This window comes from Chitinophaga tropicalis, from assembly GCF_009758205.1.
GTDB lineage: Bacteria > Bacteroidota > Bacteroidia > Chitinophagales > Chitinophagaceae > Chitinophaga > Chitinophaga tropicalis.
The window spans coordinates 384,678-401,721 of the sequence record NZ_WRXN01000006.1 but is presented as its reverse complement, the minus strand read 5'-3'; the positions used below and the strand labels follow the sequence as shown (position 1 = coordinate 401,721).

Genomic DNA, 17,044 nt, shown 5'->3' with positions numbered 1-17,044 from the left:
GCTTTTTGTGCCCGTTCCATAACTCACAAAATCACTCACTTATGGAGCCTATCAGGCAGCTAGCCCTTAATATTCCAGCCACTACCAAACCCCGGGTAGTGATAGTCGGCGCCGGTTTCGGCGGACTGAACACCGCACAGTCATTGCCGGACGAGAAATTCCAGGTAGTGTTATTCGATAAACACAATTATCACACCTTCCAGCCCCTGCTCTACCAGGTGGCTTCTGCCGCTTTACAGGCCGATGCCATTGCCGGGCCGTTACGCAGCCTGTTCCATAACAGGAAGGACTTTCACTTCCGGATGCTCCGCGTTCTTTCTGTAGAACCGGGTATGAAAGTAGTGAACACCACTGCAGGCCCGCTGGAATATGATTACCTTATCATATCCAGCGGTGCTAAAACAAATTACTTTGGCAATGAGAACATGCAGAAATATGCACTTCCGTTAAAAACCATTCCCAATGCACTGAATTTCCGCAGCCAGCTCATGCAATTGTTTGAATGGGCCAGCCTGAATGCCAATCCAGATATAGAAGATCACCTGCTCAACATAGTACTTGTAGGCGGAGGCCCTACCGGGGTGGAAATGGCCGGCGCCCTGTCTGAACTGCGCAAGAAGGTGCTGCCTAAGGACTATCCACGGCTGGACTTCAGCAAGATGAACATCTACCTGCTGGAAGGCCTGGACAGGTTGCTACCGCCTATGTCTGCCAAAGCCAGCGCACGAGCGAAAAAAGATCTTGAAAAGATGGGTGTGATCATTAAGCTGGGAGCTATGGTGCAGGATTATGACGGGGAAACGGTCACTCTTAAAGACGGGGAACAGATCAAAACCTATATCGTGATATGGTCTGCCGGCGTTACAGGCGAGCTGACGCCAGGTATTCCACCGGAATGGGCTGAACGCGGGCGGCTGTTAACAGATACCCATTGTAAAGTGATAGGCAGTAATGGCATTTTTGCTATAGGTGATGTTGCTCTTATGAAAACGGAAGATTATCCGAAAGGGCATCCCGGTGTAGCGCAGCCGGCTATACAGATGGGAAAATATATTGGTAAGAACCTGGATGCTATACATAACGGACGTACAGTAAAACCTTTTAAATACTTCGATAAAGGATCGCTCGCCACAATTGGCAGAGGTAAAGCAGTAGCTGATCTTCCCGGAAATATATTCTTTGGCGGGAGACTGGCATGGTTCATCTGGTTATTTGTGCATGTGCAGTTCCTGGTGAGCTTCCGTAATAAGCTGCTGGTGCTGGCAAACTGGACATGGAACCTGTTCACATTTGATAAAGGCAACAGGCTGATCATACGTCCTTACATCCGTAAGGGAGATGAAAGGGCGAAAGCGGTGTTCGCTGAAAATGAAGTGGGCAGCTAGTTAACAACCTACTTATCAAAATGTTAATATTTAGACATTTAACCTGGCATTAACTTTCCGCAGCAATACAATAGCATAATATTGCGGTCACACACCAATGTTAACCGTCATAAAATTTCTATAGTCAAGTTTTCATAACGTGGAATTTAATAACGGCCGCCTGTCCAGGCAGCCGTTTTTGCTGTACCTTTATGCCGGTTTGGATACTCAACATTACATAACATTATCACAATTAGCCGCAACAATACAGGGCACTATCAGAAATGCCTTTACGGGATACAGTGCATGGGTGGTAGCAGATATTACCAGTCATTCGTTTTACCCGGCAAAGGGTTATCATTATTTTGACCTGGTAGAAAAAGATACCCGCAGTCACCAGTTAACAGCTAAAATCTCTGCAACGGCATGGGGTAATGGCAGTATGCGCATCAGGGAATTTGAGAGTGTAACCGGTCAGCGTTTCAGCAATGACATGCAGGTGCTGGTAAAAGTAGCGGTAGAATATCATCCGGTATATGGATTGAAATTATCCCTGCTTGATATTGATCCCAGCTTTACCATAGGCATGCTGGAGCAGCAGAAACAGGCTACTCTGCAACGTTTGCTGACAGAGTGCGGAGATATTGTGCGCAAGACACCTGAAGGTTATATCACTTTCAACAAGCAGCTTTCATTAAGTCCGGTAATTCAGCGGATAGCCGTGATATCTTCTGCATCTTCTGCAGGCTACCAGGACTTCATGCATACACTGGAGGCTAATGCTTACAGGTATACTTTTCATGCAGACAATTACTTTGCTGCTGTACAGGGAGAAGCTAATGCTGCGCAGGTATGCGCACAGTTTGACGCTATTGCTGCTTCGGGAAAGAGTTACGATACAGTAGTGATCATACGTGGAGGTGGCGCCCAGACGGACCTGCTGTTGTTTGATCAGTATATACTTGGCAAAGCAGTGGCAGGGTTTCCGGTACCTGTAATAACGGGTATTGGTCATCTGAAAAATGAGACCATCACCGACATGCTGGCTCACACCGCCACTAAGACTCCTACCCGTGCGGCGGAACTGATCATTGCGCATAACCGTACTTTTGAAGAGTCTTTGCTTTCCGTTCAAAAGCACATTATCATACGTATGCAGCAGATGCTGTCAGGCAGGCAGCAACAGTTAGCGGCCCTTCATGCCGGCATTGTCAATCATTCCAGGGATATACTCTCTGTTTCTGTTGAAGGGCTGGCCCGTTGCCGGCAAATGATACCACAGGGCGCAAGGCATTTGCTGCTGAAGCAAAGGTCTGCCATGGCGCAGCTATCGGGACAGGTACTGGTCAAACCCGGACAGGTCACCGCAGCGCGTATCCAGGAGCTGTCACATATTAAAAAGGACATACAGCTATATGCACGTAAACTGATGCAACAGCAGCAGCAGCAATTACAACACCATGAAACGGTAATAAAGATCATGAGCCCCCAGTCGTTGCTACAGAAAGGATTTGCAATGGTGTATCATAACGGGGCGATCATGACAGGCAGCAGCCAGCTCCAGGCAGGAGATAAAATAACTGTCCGGATGACAGATGCTGACGTACATGCTACTATTAATAGTAAAACAATCAACGATGGAAACGAACCTAACATATGAAGCAGCCTTTAAAGAGCTGCAGCAGATAGCCAGGGAAATAGAAACGGAATCCGTTTCTGTGGATGTACTGGCTGCCAAAGTAAAACGTGCTTCTGAATTAATAGCTTTCTGCCAGACCCGTTTGAGGGCTACTGCTACTGAAGTAGAAAATATTATCCAGCAAATGGAGGACAAATCCCTTTAAGTTATGTGTTTATTTTTTTGATACAGAGCGTAGAATTGCTCACAAAAATCGCTTTTGCCTTCGGCAAAAGCGATTTTTGTGAGCGGAGGTTTTGGCCTGCGGCCGGCTGAAATTTAAGTTGCGCGCAGCCAAATGGCCTATGTTTCAATATCACCTTTTTAAGGTGGGCAACATATAACCTTTACATATCATACCTCCTAAATCCTTACCTATAGAGAACTTCCCGACCATCCCCCTCAGATATCCACATACCCCGGCTTTAATAATTTCATTAAAAGCAGATTAAAATCAACCGCCTATATTTTATGGCACACAACCATTCTTGACATTTGTGTGTAATTAATGCAAATCGTGGATAAATATCAACCCATGAAGCGAATGCTTTTTCTGGCTGTGGCACTCTCCTGTATACATTCTGTTGCCTCAGCCCAAACTTCCGTTACCCTGGCATCTTCAATAGATATGGCCAGGACCAGCAGCCCGGTGCTGAAAGCCAGGTATATGAATATCAATGCTGCACAGGCAGACGTTACCACTGCTAAGCTCCGGCCTAATCCCACCCTGAACAACCAGACCTTACAACTTGTCAGCTCAAGTCATTTTGCGCCCGGTACGAGGTGGTATTCCAACAATAACAGGCAGGTATGGTACCAGGTAACAAAACCTATACAATGGCCTAATCAGAGGAAATATAAGATAGAAACGGCCGACAAGGATGTTGCGCTGGCCAGCAATGCCTACAATGAGGAAGTGCGTAATCTTTCCCTCTCCGTAGGTAACAGCTGGATTTCCTGCTGGGTGCTGAAAAAGCGTCTGACCCTGCTGAATGACAGTAAAGCGAACCTGGACACCCTGGTACAGATCAATGAACTGCGTTATAAAAACCAGGTGATCACACAAACAGACCTGGAACGTACCAAGGTATTACTGCAGCAGTACAACCTGCAGCTGAACGTTTTCCAGCAGGACTACCAGAATGAACTTCAGAACCTGCGGCTGCTGACCGGAGCTACAGACTACATAGATATCGATACCCTTTCTGCCGTACAGACTATCGTGCCCTCTGCCACGCTGGACAGCCTTATAGCCCAGACGCTGGAGAACAGGCAGGACGTGATACTGGCTAAAAGCACTATCGACGAGCGTAACAGCAATATCAAATACCAGAAATCCCTTGCTGTACCACAACCAGAGCTGGGGGTGATCTATAACCCGCAGAACTCTGTGCCTTACATTGGTTTCTACGGTACTATAGACCTGCCTTTCTTTAACCGTAACCAGGGAGAGATCAAAAAGGCGCATATCCTTCAGCAACAGGCGCAGCAGGAGCTTTCTTCCACACAGCGGCAGGCGCAGACAGAAGTGGTTACCGCCTACAATACCTACCAGCTGCAGAAGAAGAACATGCAGCAGTACGAAGCCATACTCAAACAATCACAACAGATACTGGACAACGTAAAGTATGCATACCTGCGCGGGGGCACCACCATCATTGACTTCCTCGATGCGCAAAGGAACTGGTATGATACGCGCCTGCTGTATTACGATTCGCTGCAGGCATATTACCAGAGCTACATACAATTATTATTTGCTACGGGCCTTATAAACCAATTATAACATTATGCAACGCATTACAGGATATTTCATGGCCGCGTCCCTCCTGCTGGCAGGATGTGGTCACAAAGCACAAAAGCCTGTGGTTACGGACGATCCGGGACCAACTATTACCAACAACGGGCAGCAGATCAGCTTTCCTGATACCACTTCCTCCAACTTCTTTATTGTAGAGCCTGTGGGAGATTCTGCCATGAGCGGCACCCTGCATGCTCCCGGCAAAGTAGCAGCCACGGTGCTACGTTCACAGGAAGGAGGACAGAACATAGTACTGTTTGACAATCCCGAACTGACCAGTCACTACTCTGAGTTATTCCAGCATAAGATCAACATCAATCATATCCAGGAGATCAATATCAAACAACGGAAGATAGAACTGGACCGTACACAGGACCTGTTTGATCATGGCGCTGCCAGTGGTAAAGATATCCTTGAGGCCAAATCAAATCTCTCTATAGAGCAGACCAACCTGGCCAATGAGAAGACACAGCTGATAGAGCATGAATCAGCCCTGAAAGCCGCCGGTTTTGACCCTGAGGCATTGCCTCACGCGGCGGCAGGTAATGCTTATATTATCTGTGACATCCCGGAAAACCAGCTCAGTAACGTCAGCAAAGGCACTCCCTGCACCATTGTGCTCTCGTCCTTTCCTGACAACGCATACAACGGGAAAGTAGAGGATATTGCCGATGTGATAGATAATGTGACACGTATGGTGAAGCTGCGCATCCGCCTGGCAACACCGGATACTGATATACGTGCAGGTATGTTTGCCATGGTATCTTTCCAGGTGAAAGGAGATAGCCAGAGTATTAACATCAACAAGTCTGCATTGATCACGTCTGAAGGACAGAGTTACGTATTCGTAAAAACCGGCCCGAATACATTCACCAGGAAAGAGGTTCGTACAGGTCAGCAGATAGGCGACCGTATAGCCGTATACAGCGGATTACAGAATGGCGACCAGGTAGTTACCAAGGGTGTAATGCAGCTGAAAGGGCTCAGCTTCGGGTATTAATCAACAAACTATTTAACATGCTACAGGCACAGATCTTTATAGATAAAGATGAAGTATTCGGCGCTCAGCCACTGTATGAGTTCATCGTCCAGTTCCTGCTCAGGCAGAAAATAGCTGGCGCTACCGCTTTCCGTGGCGTAATAGGTTTTGGTGAACATCACCAGGTAAAACGGCCTGACAGCCTTTTCAGCTTTGATGAACCACCCATGCTCATCACCTTCATTGATGAAGATGATAAGGTAATAAATGCGCTGACCGCCCTCCGTAAACGTGTGAGCAGTGGTTTCATCGTAGTCAGTAAAGTTGAACGATTCCAGATTTGATTGAAATAAACCAGCAATGATTCGCAACCTTTTAATATTCTCTCTTAAAAACAGGTGGGTAGTGATCCTGATGGGACTGGGCCTTATGGGCATCGGTTACTGGTGTTTCACCCAGCTGAAAATAGAAGCCTACCCGGATATTGCAGATACCAATGTGATCATTGTGGCCCAGTACCCGGGACGCGCGGCAGAGGAGGTAGAGCAACAGGTAACCATTCCTATAGAAAGAGCGCTGCAGAACACTCCCAATGTACTGGACCGCAGGAGCCGCACTATCTTTGGCCTCAGCGTAGTACAGCTCACCTTTACAGACGGTACGGACGATTACTTTGCCCGTCAGCAGGTGAACGAAAGGCTGGCAACGGCCGAGCTGCCGGATGGCGTATCTCCTGAGCTGGCGCCGCTTACCACCGCGGTAGGGGAAATACTCCGCTATGTTGTAGAGGCGCCGCCCAACTACACGCCTACTGATATCAGGGACCTGCAGGACTGGGTCATTAAACCTAACCTGCTACAGGTACCGGGCATTGCTGATATCACGACTTTTGGCGGACCACTCAAGCAATTCCATATCCTCACGGCACCGGATAAACTCCGTAAATACGACCTCACCATGCAGGACGTGATAGATGCTGTACAGAAGAACAACCAGAACACCGGCGGTAATATCATTAACCGTGGTGAGCAGGGTTTCGCCGTACGCGGGCTGGGGGCCGTAAAAACGGAGCAGGACATCCAGAATATTGTGCTGAAAGCCGCCAACGGCATGCCGGTATACCTGAAAGATGTAGCTACTGTTGAAATAGCGCCCCCTCCGCCCAGCGGGGTAATGGGATATACCATCAATGCTACCAAAACCAATTCCAGCAACGGAGTGGAAGGCATTATACTGCTACGCCGTTATGAGAACCCCAGTGAGGTGTTAAAGCTGCTGAAAGATAAGATCAAAGACCTGGAACAGAATGAGCTGCCTAAAGGTGTACACCTGCGTACTTTGTATGACCGCAGTTTCCTCATAGACCACTCCCTCGAAACGGTAGGGCATACCCTGCTGGAAGGTGTATCTATAGTAGTGATCATACTCATCTTCTTCCTGGGAAGCCTGCGTAGTGCACTGGTAGTAGCGCTCACCATTCCGTTCTCCTTATTGTTCGCATTCATACTGATGCGGCTTACCGGCATACCGGCCAACCTGTTATCTCTCGGAGCCATTGACTTCGGTATTATCGTAGATGGCGCCTGCGTTATGGCAGAACACCTGATACGAACGTACCGCACGGCATCGCCGGAAGAAAAGAAACGGGGTATTATTTCACTTACCCTCCGTTCTTCACAGGAAGTAGGCAGGGAGATATTCTTCTCCGTTACCATCATCATCCTGGCTTATATGCCTATCCTGCTGATGACACGTGTGGAAGGCAAGCTCTTCTCCCCCATGGCGCTGACACTGGCATTTGCGGTAATAGGGTCTATGCTGGCGGCGCTGACACTGATCCCTGTGCTCATCTCCTTTGCCTTTAAGAAAGCATTCAACAACACGGATAAACCGCTTAAAGAGCACAAGAACGTGGTGCTGGATTTTCTTTCAAGGCAATATGCCAAAGTGCTTGGACGCACGCTGAAATGGCCTAAAACAACTGTTATTGGTGGTTTTGCTGTAGTGCTCTTCCTCGTTGTACTGGGCGCCAACCTGGGGTCTGAGTTCCTGCCTGAACTGGATGAAGGTTCTATATTCCTGCGTGGTAACTTCCCTTCGGGCATTACCATACAGGAGAACGCCAAATACTCTCCAAAGATCCGTGAAGTGATCGCCAAATATCCGCAGATATCTTTTGTGATCACACAGGCCGGCCGTAATGATGACGGTACGGACCCATTCCCTGCCAACAGGAATGAGATACTGGTAGGGTTGAAAGAATATAAATTATGGAGTGATACCATCTCTAAAAAAGAGCTGGTTACCAGTATCCGGCATGACCTTGAAAGAGCCATGCCTTCCGTGAAGTTCTCCTCCGGTCAGCCTATCATAGACCAGGTAATGGAGATCGTAACGGGTAGCGCAGCTGATCTGGCCATTTCCATTGTAGGGGATGACCTGACCATGATGCGCGCTAAAGCAGACAGTATTGCCGACATAGTAAAACATATGCAAGGCTCTGAATCAGTGAACATTGAACAGGAAGGCCCGCAGGAACAGATCGCTATCAATATCAACAGGGAAAACGCTGCGCGTTTCGGTATCAATGTAGCGGATATACAAAGTATGATCGAAGCGGCTATCGGAGGAAAGACCATTTCTACCTTATATGATGGCACCAAACGTTACGATCTTGTGATCCGTTACCTTCCCGGAGAACGCAGTACCATTGAGGCTGTCCGTACCCTGCAGGTCCCTTCCGCTACCGGCGCGCTCATACCAATGAACCAGCTGGCTGACATCTCTTACGTACAGGGGCAAACGAACATTTATCGTTATAACAGTAAACGCATGGTGACAGTGCGTACTAACATCCGCGGGCGCGACCAGGGAGGTTTTGTGAGTGAGATCAGTAATAAGATAGATAAGCAGCTGCATATTCCCAAAGGATACAGTATTGTGTACGGGGGTCAGTATGAGAACCTGGAAAGGGCCGGTAAACAGCTGATGCTGACTATCCCGCTCACTATTATCATGGTGTTCCTGGTACTTTTCATCCTGTTCCGGAATATGCCGCAGACATTTGTGACTGTAAGCTGTATCTTCTTTGCATTGGCTGGTGGTATAGTGGCGCTGCTGATACGGGGGTATCACTTCAATGTATCTGCCGGGGTAGGGTTTGTAAGTATTTTTGGGATATCGGTAATGGCGGGGGTGTTGCTTGTGTCTGCCATTAACAGGCTGCGTGTGAAGGAGAATTTACAGGATAGTGTGTTTATGGGATCGAAAGAGCAGTTAAGTGCATTGCTTTCTATTCTGATAGTGGCTATTGCGGGTCTGATACCGGCGGCTACGTCTTCTGGTATAGGTTCTGATGTGCAGAGGCCGTTGGCTACGGTGATTATTGGCGGGTTGACGAGTACGTTGGTATTTGCGCCGTTGTTGATACCGCCGTTGTATTGGTGGGTAGAAAGGAACAGGTCTCCGAAGGTTGTTAAGGAAGATGAGGAGATTGATTAAGAAAAAATCCCTGGCACCTTCGGTGCCAGGGATTTTTTCCTGGAAGAGCTTGCGGCGCTTTTTAAAGGGATTTTTGCTTTAAAGGGTTGTGTGATTTTAGATATTTCTTTCAGATGATTCTGCAGACTTTTTCAGAGAGATTTTGTTTTAAAAGCTTGTGCGCCTTTTAGAAATTTCTTTCAGATGATTCTGCAGACTTTTTCAGAGGGATTTATTCTTAACAGAAGGGCGGACCTGCGGTCCGCCCTTTTTGTATTATTCTGTAATAATTTCACACTTGATCTTAGCACCTCCTTCAACCTTCTTCGCAATCTCACTACCTCCTTCCTTCACAAGGCAAACTGAAAAGTTCTCATCTTCTACTTTAGCTACCGCTACTTTACCCAGCGTTTTCTTACGGTGCATCTTTTTCCCATCTACTGTCAGCTCAGTTATCTCATACACCCTGAACTCATCTCCTTCTTTCAAACCAGCCAGGCTTCCTGCAACCAGCAAAACCCGGATAGCATCCCCATTACTGTTCTTTTCTTCTATCTGGGCAATAGATACTGCCGTTTTCAGGTTCTCCAGCACAAACCTGTCAATAGCAGGTGTAACCTCTTTCAAGGCATCTTCAAAAGCTGTTCTGCCTTTACCTGCGGCAGTGAAGCGGCTGGAAGCCACGATATCCCCACTGGCTACATCCACTACATTCAGATCAAATAATACATCGGCAACATTTACAGTGCTGATATTTAAAGGGAGGTTGCCTGGTTTCGCTTCTATATTGGCTTTCAAGACGTTACCCGTTATAACATAAAGAGCACCCATGGATTTAGCCTGTGAAAGTGCTCCTGCATCAGGGCTGGCTTCGCCAATACCGGCTCTGATCTGTTCCAGTTTATCTCTTTCCATCAATGAGAATCCCCGTACTTTCAGAGCAGCATCATACACAACATTCTGAATAGCAGTAATATATTCAGGATTGCCGTTACTTTTGAATGGAGCTACGCCGATCAGGTTTTTCTTTTGTCCGAAGGAAGAAGATGCGAAAACAACAATGCCGCATAATACGGATAGGATTCTTTTTGTCATGGTTAAGATTATTTGAAATAGCCATCAAAATTACGGACTATTCCAATGTATACATATTTTTATTTATAAATATTTGATTTGATATACAATGCCTTTAGCATTTGTAGAATAAATTCTATGGTAGCTGTACAACGGTAAACCAATAGGCATGAAGTGTTTTGGCAAAGGAAACAAGGTCAGAGAAGTTGGAAGGCTTAATGGTATAGCTGTTCACTCCAAGCTCATAGCATTTGGCAACATCCCTGGCTTCTGTAGAAGTTGTAAGGATAATAATGGGTAACCATTTCAGTTTAGTGTGCTCTTTTATTTCCCTCAACGCTTCCCGTCCGTCTTTACGGGGCATATTAAGATCAAGCAGGATAATACTGGGAAAAGGATACTTTTCCTCATCCGCATATTTTCCATGCCTGTTGAGGTAATGCATCAATTCTTCTCCATTCTCCACAAAACGCAGTTCCGTATCAGCGCCGCTCTCTTCAAATGCAACTTTAATAAGCTCCCGGTCATCTGCGTCATCATCTGCTACTAATATGCATTTCCTGGTACGCTGCACCTTCTTGATCATTCAGTTTCAAAATTTAACGGCTAAAATTAACTAAATAAAGTGGCAAAACGGGCATAAGTAATTCGCTCTATTTCAGCTTTAACCGATCTTCTATCATACCTGTAAACGGTATCGGCCCCATATTTACCTGAGGCTGCACCTGTTCTGCTCCTACTCTGCCGGAGGGATGTCCGGTAATATAATCCAGAGCGACAGCCAGGCAGCTTTCGAGAGGATGTCCAAAATCGTGTGTTACATCGTCAGGAGCCTGGAAATCAGGCGTCATACCATGAAAATAGTCTCCTTCTCCCTTGCCGTTCTGCATAGAGAAGCTGGACAGGTATACAGTGTATTTATCGATCTTTATTCCGAAGAAACCTACCGGTTTTCCATAAGTCTGCGATCCTACCAGTTTTACCGGCAGCCAGGCTTTCAGGCTGTTTATAACCAGCTCACTGGCGGAAGCGGTGTTACCACTTACAATGAAAACCACCTGCTTTATACCTTCCAGAACACCGGTATTACTGAATTTATAAGTATTGCCGGAAACGGTATAGTTAAGATCTGCGTAAGTGGCCCAATGACCGTTCACCTGTACAGGTTTACCTTCAGAATTTAAGTACAGCTGTTGTTTCAGGATAGGCGCTTTACCACCCTGCAGCAGGTCATTGAAGTACTCAACATACATCACCTGATTGTTCAGGGAAGATGGCGCTATCTGGTTTACCAGCTCTTCTGCTGTTTTTGTATATCCTCCGCCGTTATAACGAAGATCTACTACCAGGGCAGTTACCCCTTGCTGTGCAAAGTCAGCAAATACTGCGTCCAGCGCTGGTTTAGAGCTGGAAGCTACAGAGAAACGGCTGTAAGCTATATATCCTACTTTCTGTGTTCCGCCGGCTATTAATACAGTAGATTTAAATACCGGATTAGTAGTATAGGCTACCTTTTGCATGCTTACATTACTGGTAGCTCCGTTACGGCTGACAGACATAGTAAGGTTAGGCTGGGCAAAAGCAGATTCAATAAAGGCAGAAGAGCCGGAATTAATAGTAGTTCCATTGATGCTCAGTACCCTGTCTCCTCTTTGCAATCCTGCATTGGCGGCTGGCGAAGCCGGGTTGACATAGCGGATGTAAACGGCTGAGCTGGATATAGCGGTCAGCGCAAGGCCGTAATCGTCTCCTTTATCTGCCAGGGTCACAGCACCCATAGTACCGCCGGTACCACCGGTGCTACTACCTTCTATCATGTAGGAATATTTAGGATGACCATTAGTACCGGAGTACTCATATGGCTCACTCGTATTCGGATTGATCTTATACTGGGTAATGGCGTACAGTTCCTGCTGATAATTGCTGAGGCTTCCACTTCCGTTGGCGAAACGGCGGGGGTTGAAAGTAGCGAAGTCAGGAAGGGCGTCGTACCATAGGTATACCTCTTTGGCGTACAGGAACAGGGAATCCGTGGTTAGTTGTTCACGGGTACCTTCGGCGGGAGGTGTTGGCAGGTCACTATTTTTGTCCTTTTTACAGGAATACAATAAAGTTGCTAGGATCAGGATCCCGGCTAGGGAATAGCTCGTTTTCACCCTGGAGTGTTTAAAGTGTCTACTAAATACAGATCAGAGATATGAAAATACGAAAAAACTGTTCGCAAAAATCGCTTTCGCCTTCGGCGAAAGCGATTTTTGCGAGGGGGGGAGTGGCCTGCGGCCGGCTTTTTCTTTAGGGGAGAGGGAGTTTGGTCTTGAGGGAGAGAAAGCTTTTTTTAAAAGTGGAAGAAGAATCTGGACTGTAAGTGTTCCTGCATGGAAAGAAGGGCTTATGATATATGGAAGATGGACTTGACCTGCGGGAAAAAGGGCCTTGATCTGCGGGAAAGAGGGATTTTTATGAAAAAACCCCGGTCTGTGGACCGGGGTTTTCCAAAAGTTAACCTCTATACCGGGTAATTCCTGGTGATTATTGCACTTTATATCTGAAGTGCAGATAAGGATAGTTACTGGGAGTGATATACGCGTTAGGTGTACGATTAGAATATACGTCCTGTAATTCAACATAATACACATCTGCATTTTTGGTAGTCACTCTCAGGGTAAGCGCAGAGCCGTTCTCTACCAGTGGCAGCGCCACATGTCTCCTGATGTTGTAGTTATACCATCCCGGAGTGGTGGTATTGATGGCAAAATTGGTAGTATCTGTACGGTTAAAGCCTATCTTTTTGGAAGCTATAGTCGTCCAGGTAGGGGTAGCAGTCCCGCTTACAACATTATCGAAAGAAGCGGCAGCATACTCCAGGGTAGCTCCGCTACCCAGTACTGTTACATCTGCATTGGCAGTTCCGGAGAACTGGAGGTCAGCAGAATCAGCAATACCTACACCATCATTCAGCTCAAAGCTGTAGTAATAAGTTGAATTGGCAGTATGAGGGGGATTGCCGGAATTGTTGATGGTGCCTTGCAGGAAATTAGCCACTGAGTAAACACCGGAAGTGTTTAATGACAGTGTACCAAATGTCTTGAACGAAGTAAAACTTGCAGAAGAGCCCGGGCTCACTACCACACCGGTAGTATTACCGTCTATCAGCTGTGTGGAACCAGGGGTAACATTGTCTTTCTGGCAGGAAGCGGCAAAAACTGCCAGTGCGCCTGCGGCCAGTGTCATGAATAAACGATTGCTTTTTGTAACTTTGCCCGCTGAAACAGGGGCGGCATCTGAAATTCTCATTTTTTCTTGTTTAAAATGTTAGGGTATTTAGGTTGCCTTACCTGTTGTCGCTATTTCATACCCGGGCATCGCAACTGCCCGGGTATTTATTTTGCAACAAGGATCTGACTACCCCGTATGTTGGTTAACTCTTTTCCTATTCAGTAACGGTCAGCGTAAAGTTGGCTACCAGGTTGGTTACCCCGCCTGCGTCATTATTGTACACAACCAGTACGCGGTTATAAGTACCGGCAGGATTGGAAGCCGGCATCCTGAGTGTTACATTGGTAGCTGTATTGCTCACCACTTCCAGGTTATAGAATGTATTATTTGTGCTGAACCTGGCCCTGGAAGAGGCTATATTACGCAGGTTGCTGCCTGTCAGCGTAAAGGTCTCCCCTCTTTTCACAGTAACGGCCGTCGCCGGTGTAACCAACGCAGGTACGCCGTAATTCACCCTTACAAAGGCCCTGCTGCTGGTAATTGTCTGTACCCCACTGCTGATCCTCACTTTGTAATAGCCTGTATCCAGTCCTTCTCCCGGCACTGTAGCTATAAACACCGGGGTATAGCTACCCGCATATTCCAGGCTGGAAATGATCAGCGGAGTGGTGCCTCCTGCTCCGGAAACCAGGAAAGCATGTGTTTGGGTTGTATCCATGATCACGTTATATACATAGTTGGTAAGCGTCAGGGAACCGCCCATAGCAGTGGTCAGGTTTGTTTCATCATTCAGGGAAATAGCTGCCTGGTTAATGCGCAGCTTCAGCTTATAAGCAGCCTTTACACCACTTTCTGACGTAACAGTATAGGTAATACTATCAGCCAGTGTTATGGCCTGTCCGGAGACGGGTTGTACGCTTGCCTTCTCAGACACTTTAATAACGGGCGTAATAGTGGCGGGCACCGCTGTTGCAGATGGCCAGTACAGGATCAGCTCTCCGTCGCTGATAGCTGCCTGGAGGCTATCACCTTCTCCTATTGGCACCACAAATGAGGTGACTTCGTTATATGGATAAGGCGTTGTTTCTGTTTCCTTCTTACAGGCTAATGAAAATAACAGGATACCTGTTATTACCGGCCCATTGTATCTATTGAAAATTGTCATGGAGATCTTTCTTTGAATGAGCAAAACTTATTTAACCTGGTGTGCTATATAAACAGGGTTTTCCAATATTACCTGCCTGCTGTAGTTCACCACTCTGATCCTGTATTTACCTTCAGGAATATTAGCCTCATAAGGCATATACACACTGAAAGATCCATTCACTCCATCGCTGGTGGCAAATGCGCTGGTAGCTACGGCGGGGTAAGCTTTGTTATCGGCTGACAGGAAGATCACTTCGGGTTTTACCGTCAGCGCACTGTTTACAATGAAGTTCTTTCCTCTCAATGTGTACCTGCTCTGTACATCGTAAGGCGCTTCGTCCAGTGTATAGCTGGCCAGGAGAGTATCCTGTTCCGGCGCTTCCATGCCTAATTCCGGTTGTTGTGTTTCCAGCAACAGGGAGTAGGTTGCCTTAGTGCCATTCTTTGCAGTAACGGTATATTGAAGGGGAGCAGCGGCAAAGAACAGGCTATCCAGGTCTTCTACCAGTGTATTGCTACCGGGAGTGACTGTTGCCCCATCAGACACTTTAACTTCCGGTTGCAGGGAAGTAAGGTAATAGTAGTAAGGAATGTAAGCGATGATCGTTTTCTTCTCATCATTGATCACGCCATAGATAGGATCGCCGGATACATTGGTGATCTTATACTCCAGCACACGATTGGTGGCCAGGGCCGGAGCATCTACTGTTTCTGTTTTTGTACAGGCTGTTGCGGCCAGTATAGCCGTCAGGCCTGCCAGTATCTGGTATTTGAGTTTCATCGCTGATTTAGATTATTGTATGTTCAGGTTCTTGCTGCCATCTTTCTGAATAGCATATTTGAAAGTGATAAAGCCGGGACGGTAGGAACGTGTTGGTTTTTCCGGCGCCCCTTTATATATGCTGTAGATGATCAGCTTTGCATAGTTCCCTTTTGCTGTTCTTACTACCAGTGTACGCGGCATGTTATAGCATACATGCGTTACTGAATCATATGGCTGATCGGGGAACATAGTACCATAAAAATCATAGTATGCCCACCCTGAACTACTGCCACTGAAATAATCCAGCCCTATAGATTCGTTAGTTTTAAATTCATTGTCATTGACAGGCACTGTCTTTACTCTTGCAAAAGCCGTATCAAAAAGACTGCGTGCAGGAATGCTTTTCAGTACCTGGCCGGCGCCTCCATAGTAACCTGCATCTATCTGCTGGTCTATCACCATATAAATGCCTCCTTTACCCGGACCGCCATAACCCGGAGAATACTGGGCAGTACCATTGTTTGCGTAAATACTGCTGTTGTAGGTACCGGTAAACACAATGTCCCAGTTGCTGGTCTGTACCTGTGATGCAGGTACTACACGCTGATCTTCCAGGCTGTAATAAAATGGCTTTGCGGCTGCAGATGAAGTGGCTGCAGTATCTGCAGCAACGTTTGCAAGAGTGTAAACACCTGTTTCTATGACAACGGTAGAATCTTCCGGCTCAGGGGCCGGTTTGGTATCATCATTGTTATCGGAACAGGATGCTGCAAACAGGAGCAGTCCCATGCTCACTAAATAGGTACGTAACATCATTATACTTCTTCTTAATAGTTGATTAATGCGATCAGGGGGTACGAAGGTTCCTGCTGCCATCTTCCTGTACATAATACCGGAATGTGAAATAAGGTGCAGGCCAGTGAAGATCTGTTACTGCCGGAGGGTTGCCCTGGTATACATTAAGCAATTCCAGTTTGGCATATTTTCCTTCTGCAGTACGTATGATAAAAGTGCGGTTCTTAATAGGTATTGCCAGGTGAGTGCTGAGTGAATAAAAGAACCATCCTGTATTATATGCCTGTGGATAGCCATCCCATCCTACAAATTTCAGGTTGTTTGTTTCCATGTCTTCAGGTGCGGGCGCTACCGTTACTTTTGAGTAAGGTGAATCTACTGCTATTATCAGTCCTTTTCCGTTGCCTCCATATCCTGGTGAAACAGCATCAGCTCCATTGTTCACATATACCATGGCATTATAAACACCGGTGAATGCAAGGTCCCAGCTGTTGCTTTGTTTATTGGCAGCTGAGCTGTCCCATGATTGCAGCTTTGCTGACAGCCTGAAGAAGAAACTGTTGAAAGGACGGCGTTCTTTCCCTTCCACGCCATCTGCTACGGAAGCCTTTGTATCTCCTGCCAGGTCATACACAACGGTGCTTACACCGTCTTCATAATTGGTTTTTGTATCATTGTTCTCATCTTTCTTACACGAAAGGAGACACATCAGCAATACGACAGGTATTGCCATAAGGGTTTTAATACGCAT

The 17,044-nt window shown here is 46.8% G+C and carries 15 protein-coding genes; 7 read left to right on the top strand and 8 right to left on the bottom strand.

Features of this window, described 5'->3' with window-relative positions; all coding sequences use genetic code 11:
- The first annotated feature begins 41 nt into the window (after window positions 1-41).
- From GO493_RS16285 to GO493_RS16255, 7 genes are all read left to right on the top strand, one after another.
- On the top strand, window positions 42-1,385 hold the full coding sequence (locus GO493_RS16285; protein WP_157307266.1) for an NAD(P)/FAD-dependent oxidoreductase: 1,344 nt from the start codon (window positions 42-44) through the stop codon (window positions 1,383-1,385).
- Window positions 1,386-1,524: 139 nt separating this feature from the next.
- Complete coding sequence (xseA, locus tag GO493_RS16280; RefSeq protein ID WP_317165432.1) at window positions 1,525-3,024, top strand: exodeoxyribonuclease VII large subunit; 1,500 nt, start codon at window positions 1,525-1,527, stop codon at window positions 3,022-3,024.
- Window positions 3,002-3,208 carry an exodeoxyribonuclease VII small subunit gene (gene xseB / locus GO493_RS16275; protein WP_157307265.1) on the top strand — a complete coding sequence of 69 codons (207 nt, stop codon included), beginning with the start codon at window positions 3,002-3,004 and terminating at the stop codon, window positions 3,206-3,208. Before xseA ends, xseB begins: the two co-directional genes overlap by 23 nt.
- Before the next feature lie 369 nt (window positions 3,209-3,577).
- On the top strand, window positions 3,578-4,825 hold the full coding sequence (locus GO493_RS16270; protein WP_157307264.1) for a TolC family protein: 1,248 nt from the start codon (window positions 3,578-3,580) through the stop codon (window positions 4,823-4,825).
- Between the two features lie 4 nt (window positions 4,826-4,829).
- Complete coding sequence (locus tag GO493_RS16265) at window positions 4,830-5,840, top strand: efflux RND transporter periplasmic adaptor subunit (protein WP_157307263.1); 1,011 nt, start codon at window positions 4,830-4,832, stop codon at window positions 5,838-5,840.
- A gap of 17 nt (window positions 5,841-5,857) precedes the next feature.
- Window positions 5,858-6,163, top strand: a complete 306-nt coding sequence (locus GO493_RS16260; protein ID WP_157307262.1) for a DUF190 domain-containing protein — start codon at window positions 5,858-5,860, stop codon at window positions 6,161-6,163.
- Window positions 6,164-6,179: 16 nt separating this feature from the next.
- Window positions 6,180-9,320, top strand: a complete 3,141-nt coding sequence (locus GO493_RS16255) for an efflux RND transporter permease subunit (RefSeq protein ID WP_157307261.1) — start codon at window positions 6,180-6,182, stop codon at window positions 9,318-9,320.
- A gap of 255 nt (window positions 9,321-9,575) precedes the next feature.
- On the opposite strand, the gene GO493_RS16250 is transcribed toward GO493_RS16255, so the two are convergent.
- From GO493_RS16250 to GO493_RS16215, 8 genes are all read right to left on the bottom strand, one after another.
- Window positions 9,576-10,394 carry a hypothetical protein gene (locus GO493_RS16250; RefSeq protein ID WP_157307260.1) on the bottom strand — a complete coding sequence of 273 codons (819 nt, stop codon included), beginning with the start codon at window positions 10,392-10,394 and terminating at the stop codon, window positions 9,576-9,578.
- 115 nt (window positions 10,395-10,509) lie between these two features.
- Window positions 10,510-10,959: a response regulator gene (locus tag GO493_RS16245; protein ID WP_157307259.1), complete on the bottom strand. Its 450-nt coding sequence runs from the start codon at window positions 10,957-10,959 to the stop codon at window positions 10,510-10,512.
- 67 nt (window positions 10,960-11,026) lie between these two features.
- Window positions 11,027-12,529, bottom strand: coding sequence for a S41 family peptidase (locus GO493_RS16240; RefSeq protein ID WP_157307258.1), 1,503 nt, complete (start codon window positions 12,527-12,529; stop codon window positions 11,027-11,029).
- Window positions 12,530-12,902: 373 nt separating this feature from the next.
- Entirely contained in the window at window positions 12,903-13,667 is a 765-nt protein-coding gene (locus GO493_RS16235) for a hypothetical protein (protein WP_157307257.1), read from the bottom strand.
- Between the two features lie 136 nt (window positions 13,668-13,803).
- Window positions 13,804-14,754 (bottom strand): hypothetical protein, encoded by a 951-nt coding sequence (locus GO493_RS16230; RefSeq protein ID WP_157307256.1) that lies wholly within the window; start codon window positions 14,752-14,754, stop codon window positions 13,804-13,806.
- A 27-nt stretch (window positions 14,755-14,781) separates the two neighbouring features.
- Window positions 14,782-15,516: a DUF5018 domain-containing protein gene (locus GO493_RS16225; RefSeq protein ID WP_157307255.1), complete on the bottom strand. Its 735-nt coding sequence runs from the start codon at window positions 15,514-15,516 to the stop codon at window positions 14,782-14,784.
- A 12-nt stretch (window positions 15,517-15,528) separates the two neighbouring features.
- Window positions 15,529-16,314 (bottom strand): HmuY family protein, encoded by a 786-nt coding sequence (locus GO493_RS16220; RefSeq protein WP_157307254.1) that lies wholly within the window; start codon window positions 16,312-16,314, stop codon window positions 15,529-15,531.
- A gap of 31 nt (window positions 16,315-16,345) precedes the next feature.
- The gene (locus tag GO493_RS16215; protein WP_232538868.1) at window positions 16,346-17,044 is read right to left on the bottom strand and encodes an HmuY family protein; all 699 of its coding nucleotides are present in this window, start codon (window positions 17,042-17,044) and stop codon (window positions 16,346-16,348) included.

Coding starts and splice junctions, on each gene's coding strand:
- xseB (WP_157307265.1), top strand. CDS start 3,002: ATGGAAACGAACCTAACATATGAAGCAGCCTTTAAAGAGCTGCAGCAG.
- GO493_RS16220 (WP_157307254.1), bottom strand. CDS start 16,314: ATGATGTTACGTACCTATTTAGTGAGCATGGGACTGCTCCTGTTTGCA.
- GO493_RS16215 (WP_232538868.1), bottom strand. CDS start 17,044: ATGCGTATTAAAACCCTTATGGCAATACCTGTCGTATTGCTGATGTGT.
- GO493_RS16250 (WP_157307260.1), bottom strand. CDS start 10,394: ATGACAAAAAGAATCCTATCCGTATTATGCGGCATTGTTGTTTTCGCA.
- GO493_RS16235 (WP_157307257.1), bottom strand. CDS start 13,667: ATGAGAATTTCAGATGCCGCCCCTGTTTCAGCGGGCAAAGTTACAAAA.
- GO493_RS16245 (WP_157307259.1), bottom strand. CDS start 10,959: ATGATCAAGAAGGTGCAGCGTACCAGGAAATGCATATTAGTAGCAGAT.
- GO493_RS16255 (WP_157307261.1), top strand. CDS start 6,180: ATGATTCGCAACCTTTTAATATTCTCTCTTAAAAACAGGTGGGTAGTG.
- GO493_RS16230 (WP_157307256.1), bottom strand. CDS start 14,754: ATGACAATTTTCAATAGATACAATGGGCCGGTAATAACAGGTATCCTG.
- GO493_RS16225 (WP_157307255.1), bottom strand. CDS start 15,516: ATGAAACTCAAATACCAGATACTGGCAGGCCTGACGGCTATACTGGCC.
- GO493_RS16260 (WP_157307262.1), top strand. CDS start 5,858: ATGCTACAGGCACAGATCTTTATAGATAAAGATGAAGTATTCGGCGCT.
- GO493_RS16285 (WP_157307266.1), top strand. CDS start 42: ATGGAGCCTATCAGGCAGCTAGCCCTTAATATTCCAGCCACTACCAAA.
- GO493_RS16265 (WP_157307263.1), top strand. CDS start 4,830: ATGCAACGCATTACAGGATATTTCATGGCCGCGTCCCTCCTGCTGGCA.
- GO493_RS16270 (WP_157307264.1), top strand. CDS start 3,578: ATGAAGCGAATGCTTTTTCTGGCTGTGGCACTCTCCTGTATACATTCT.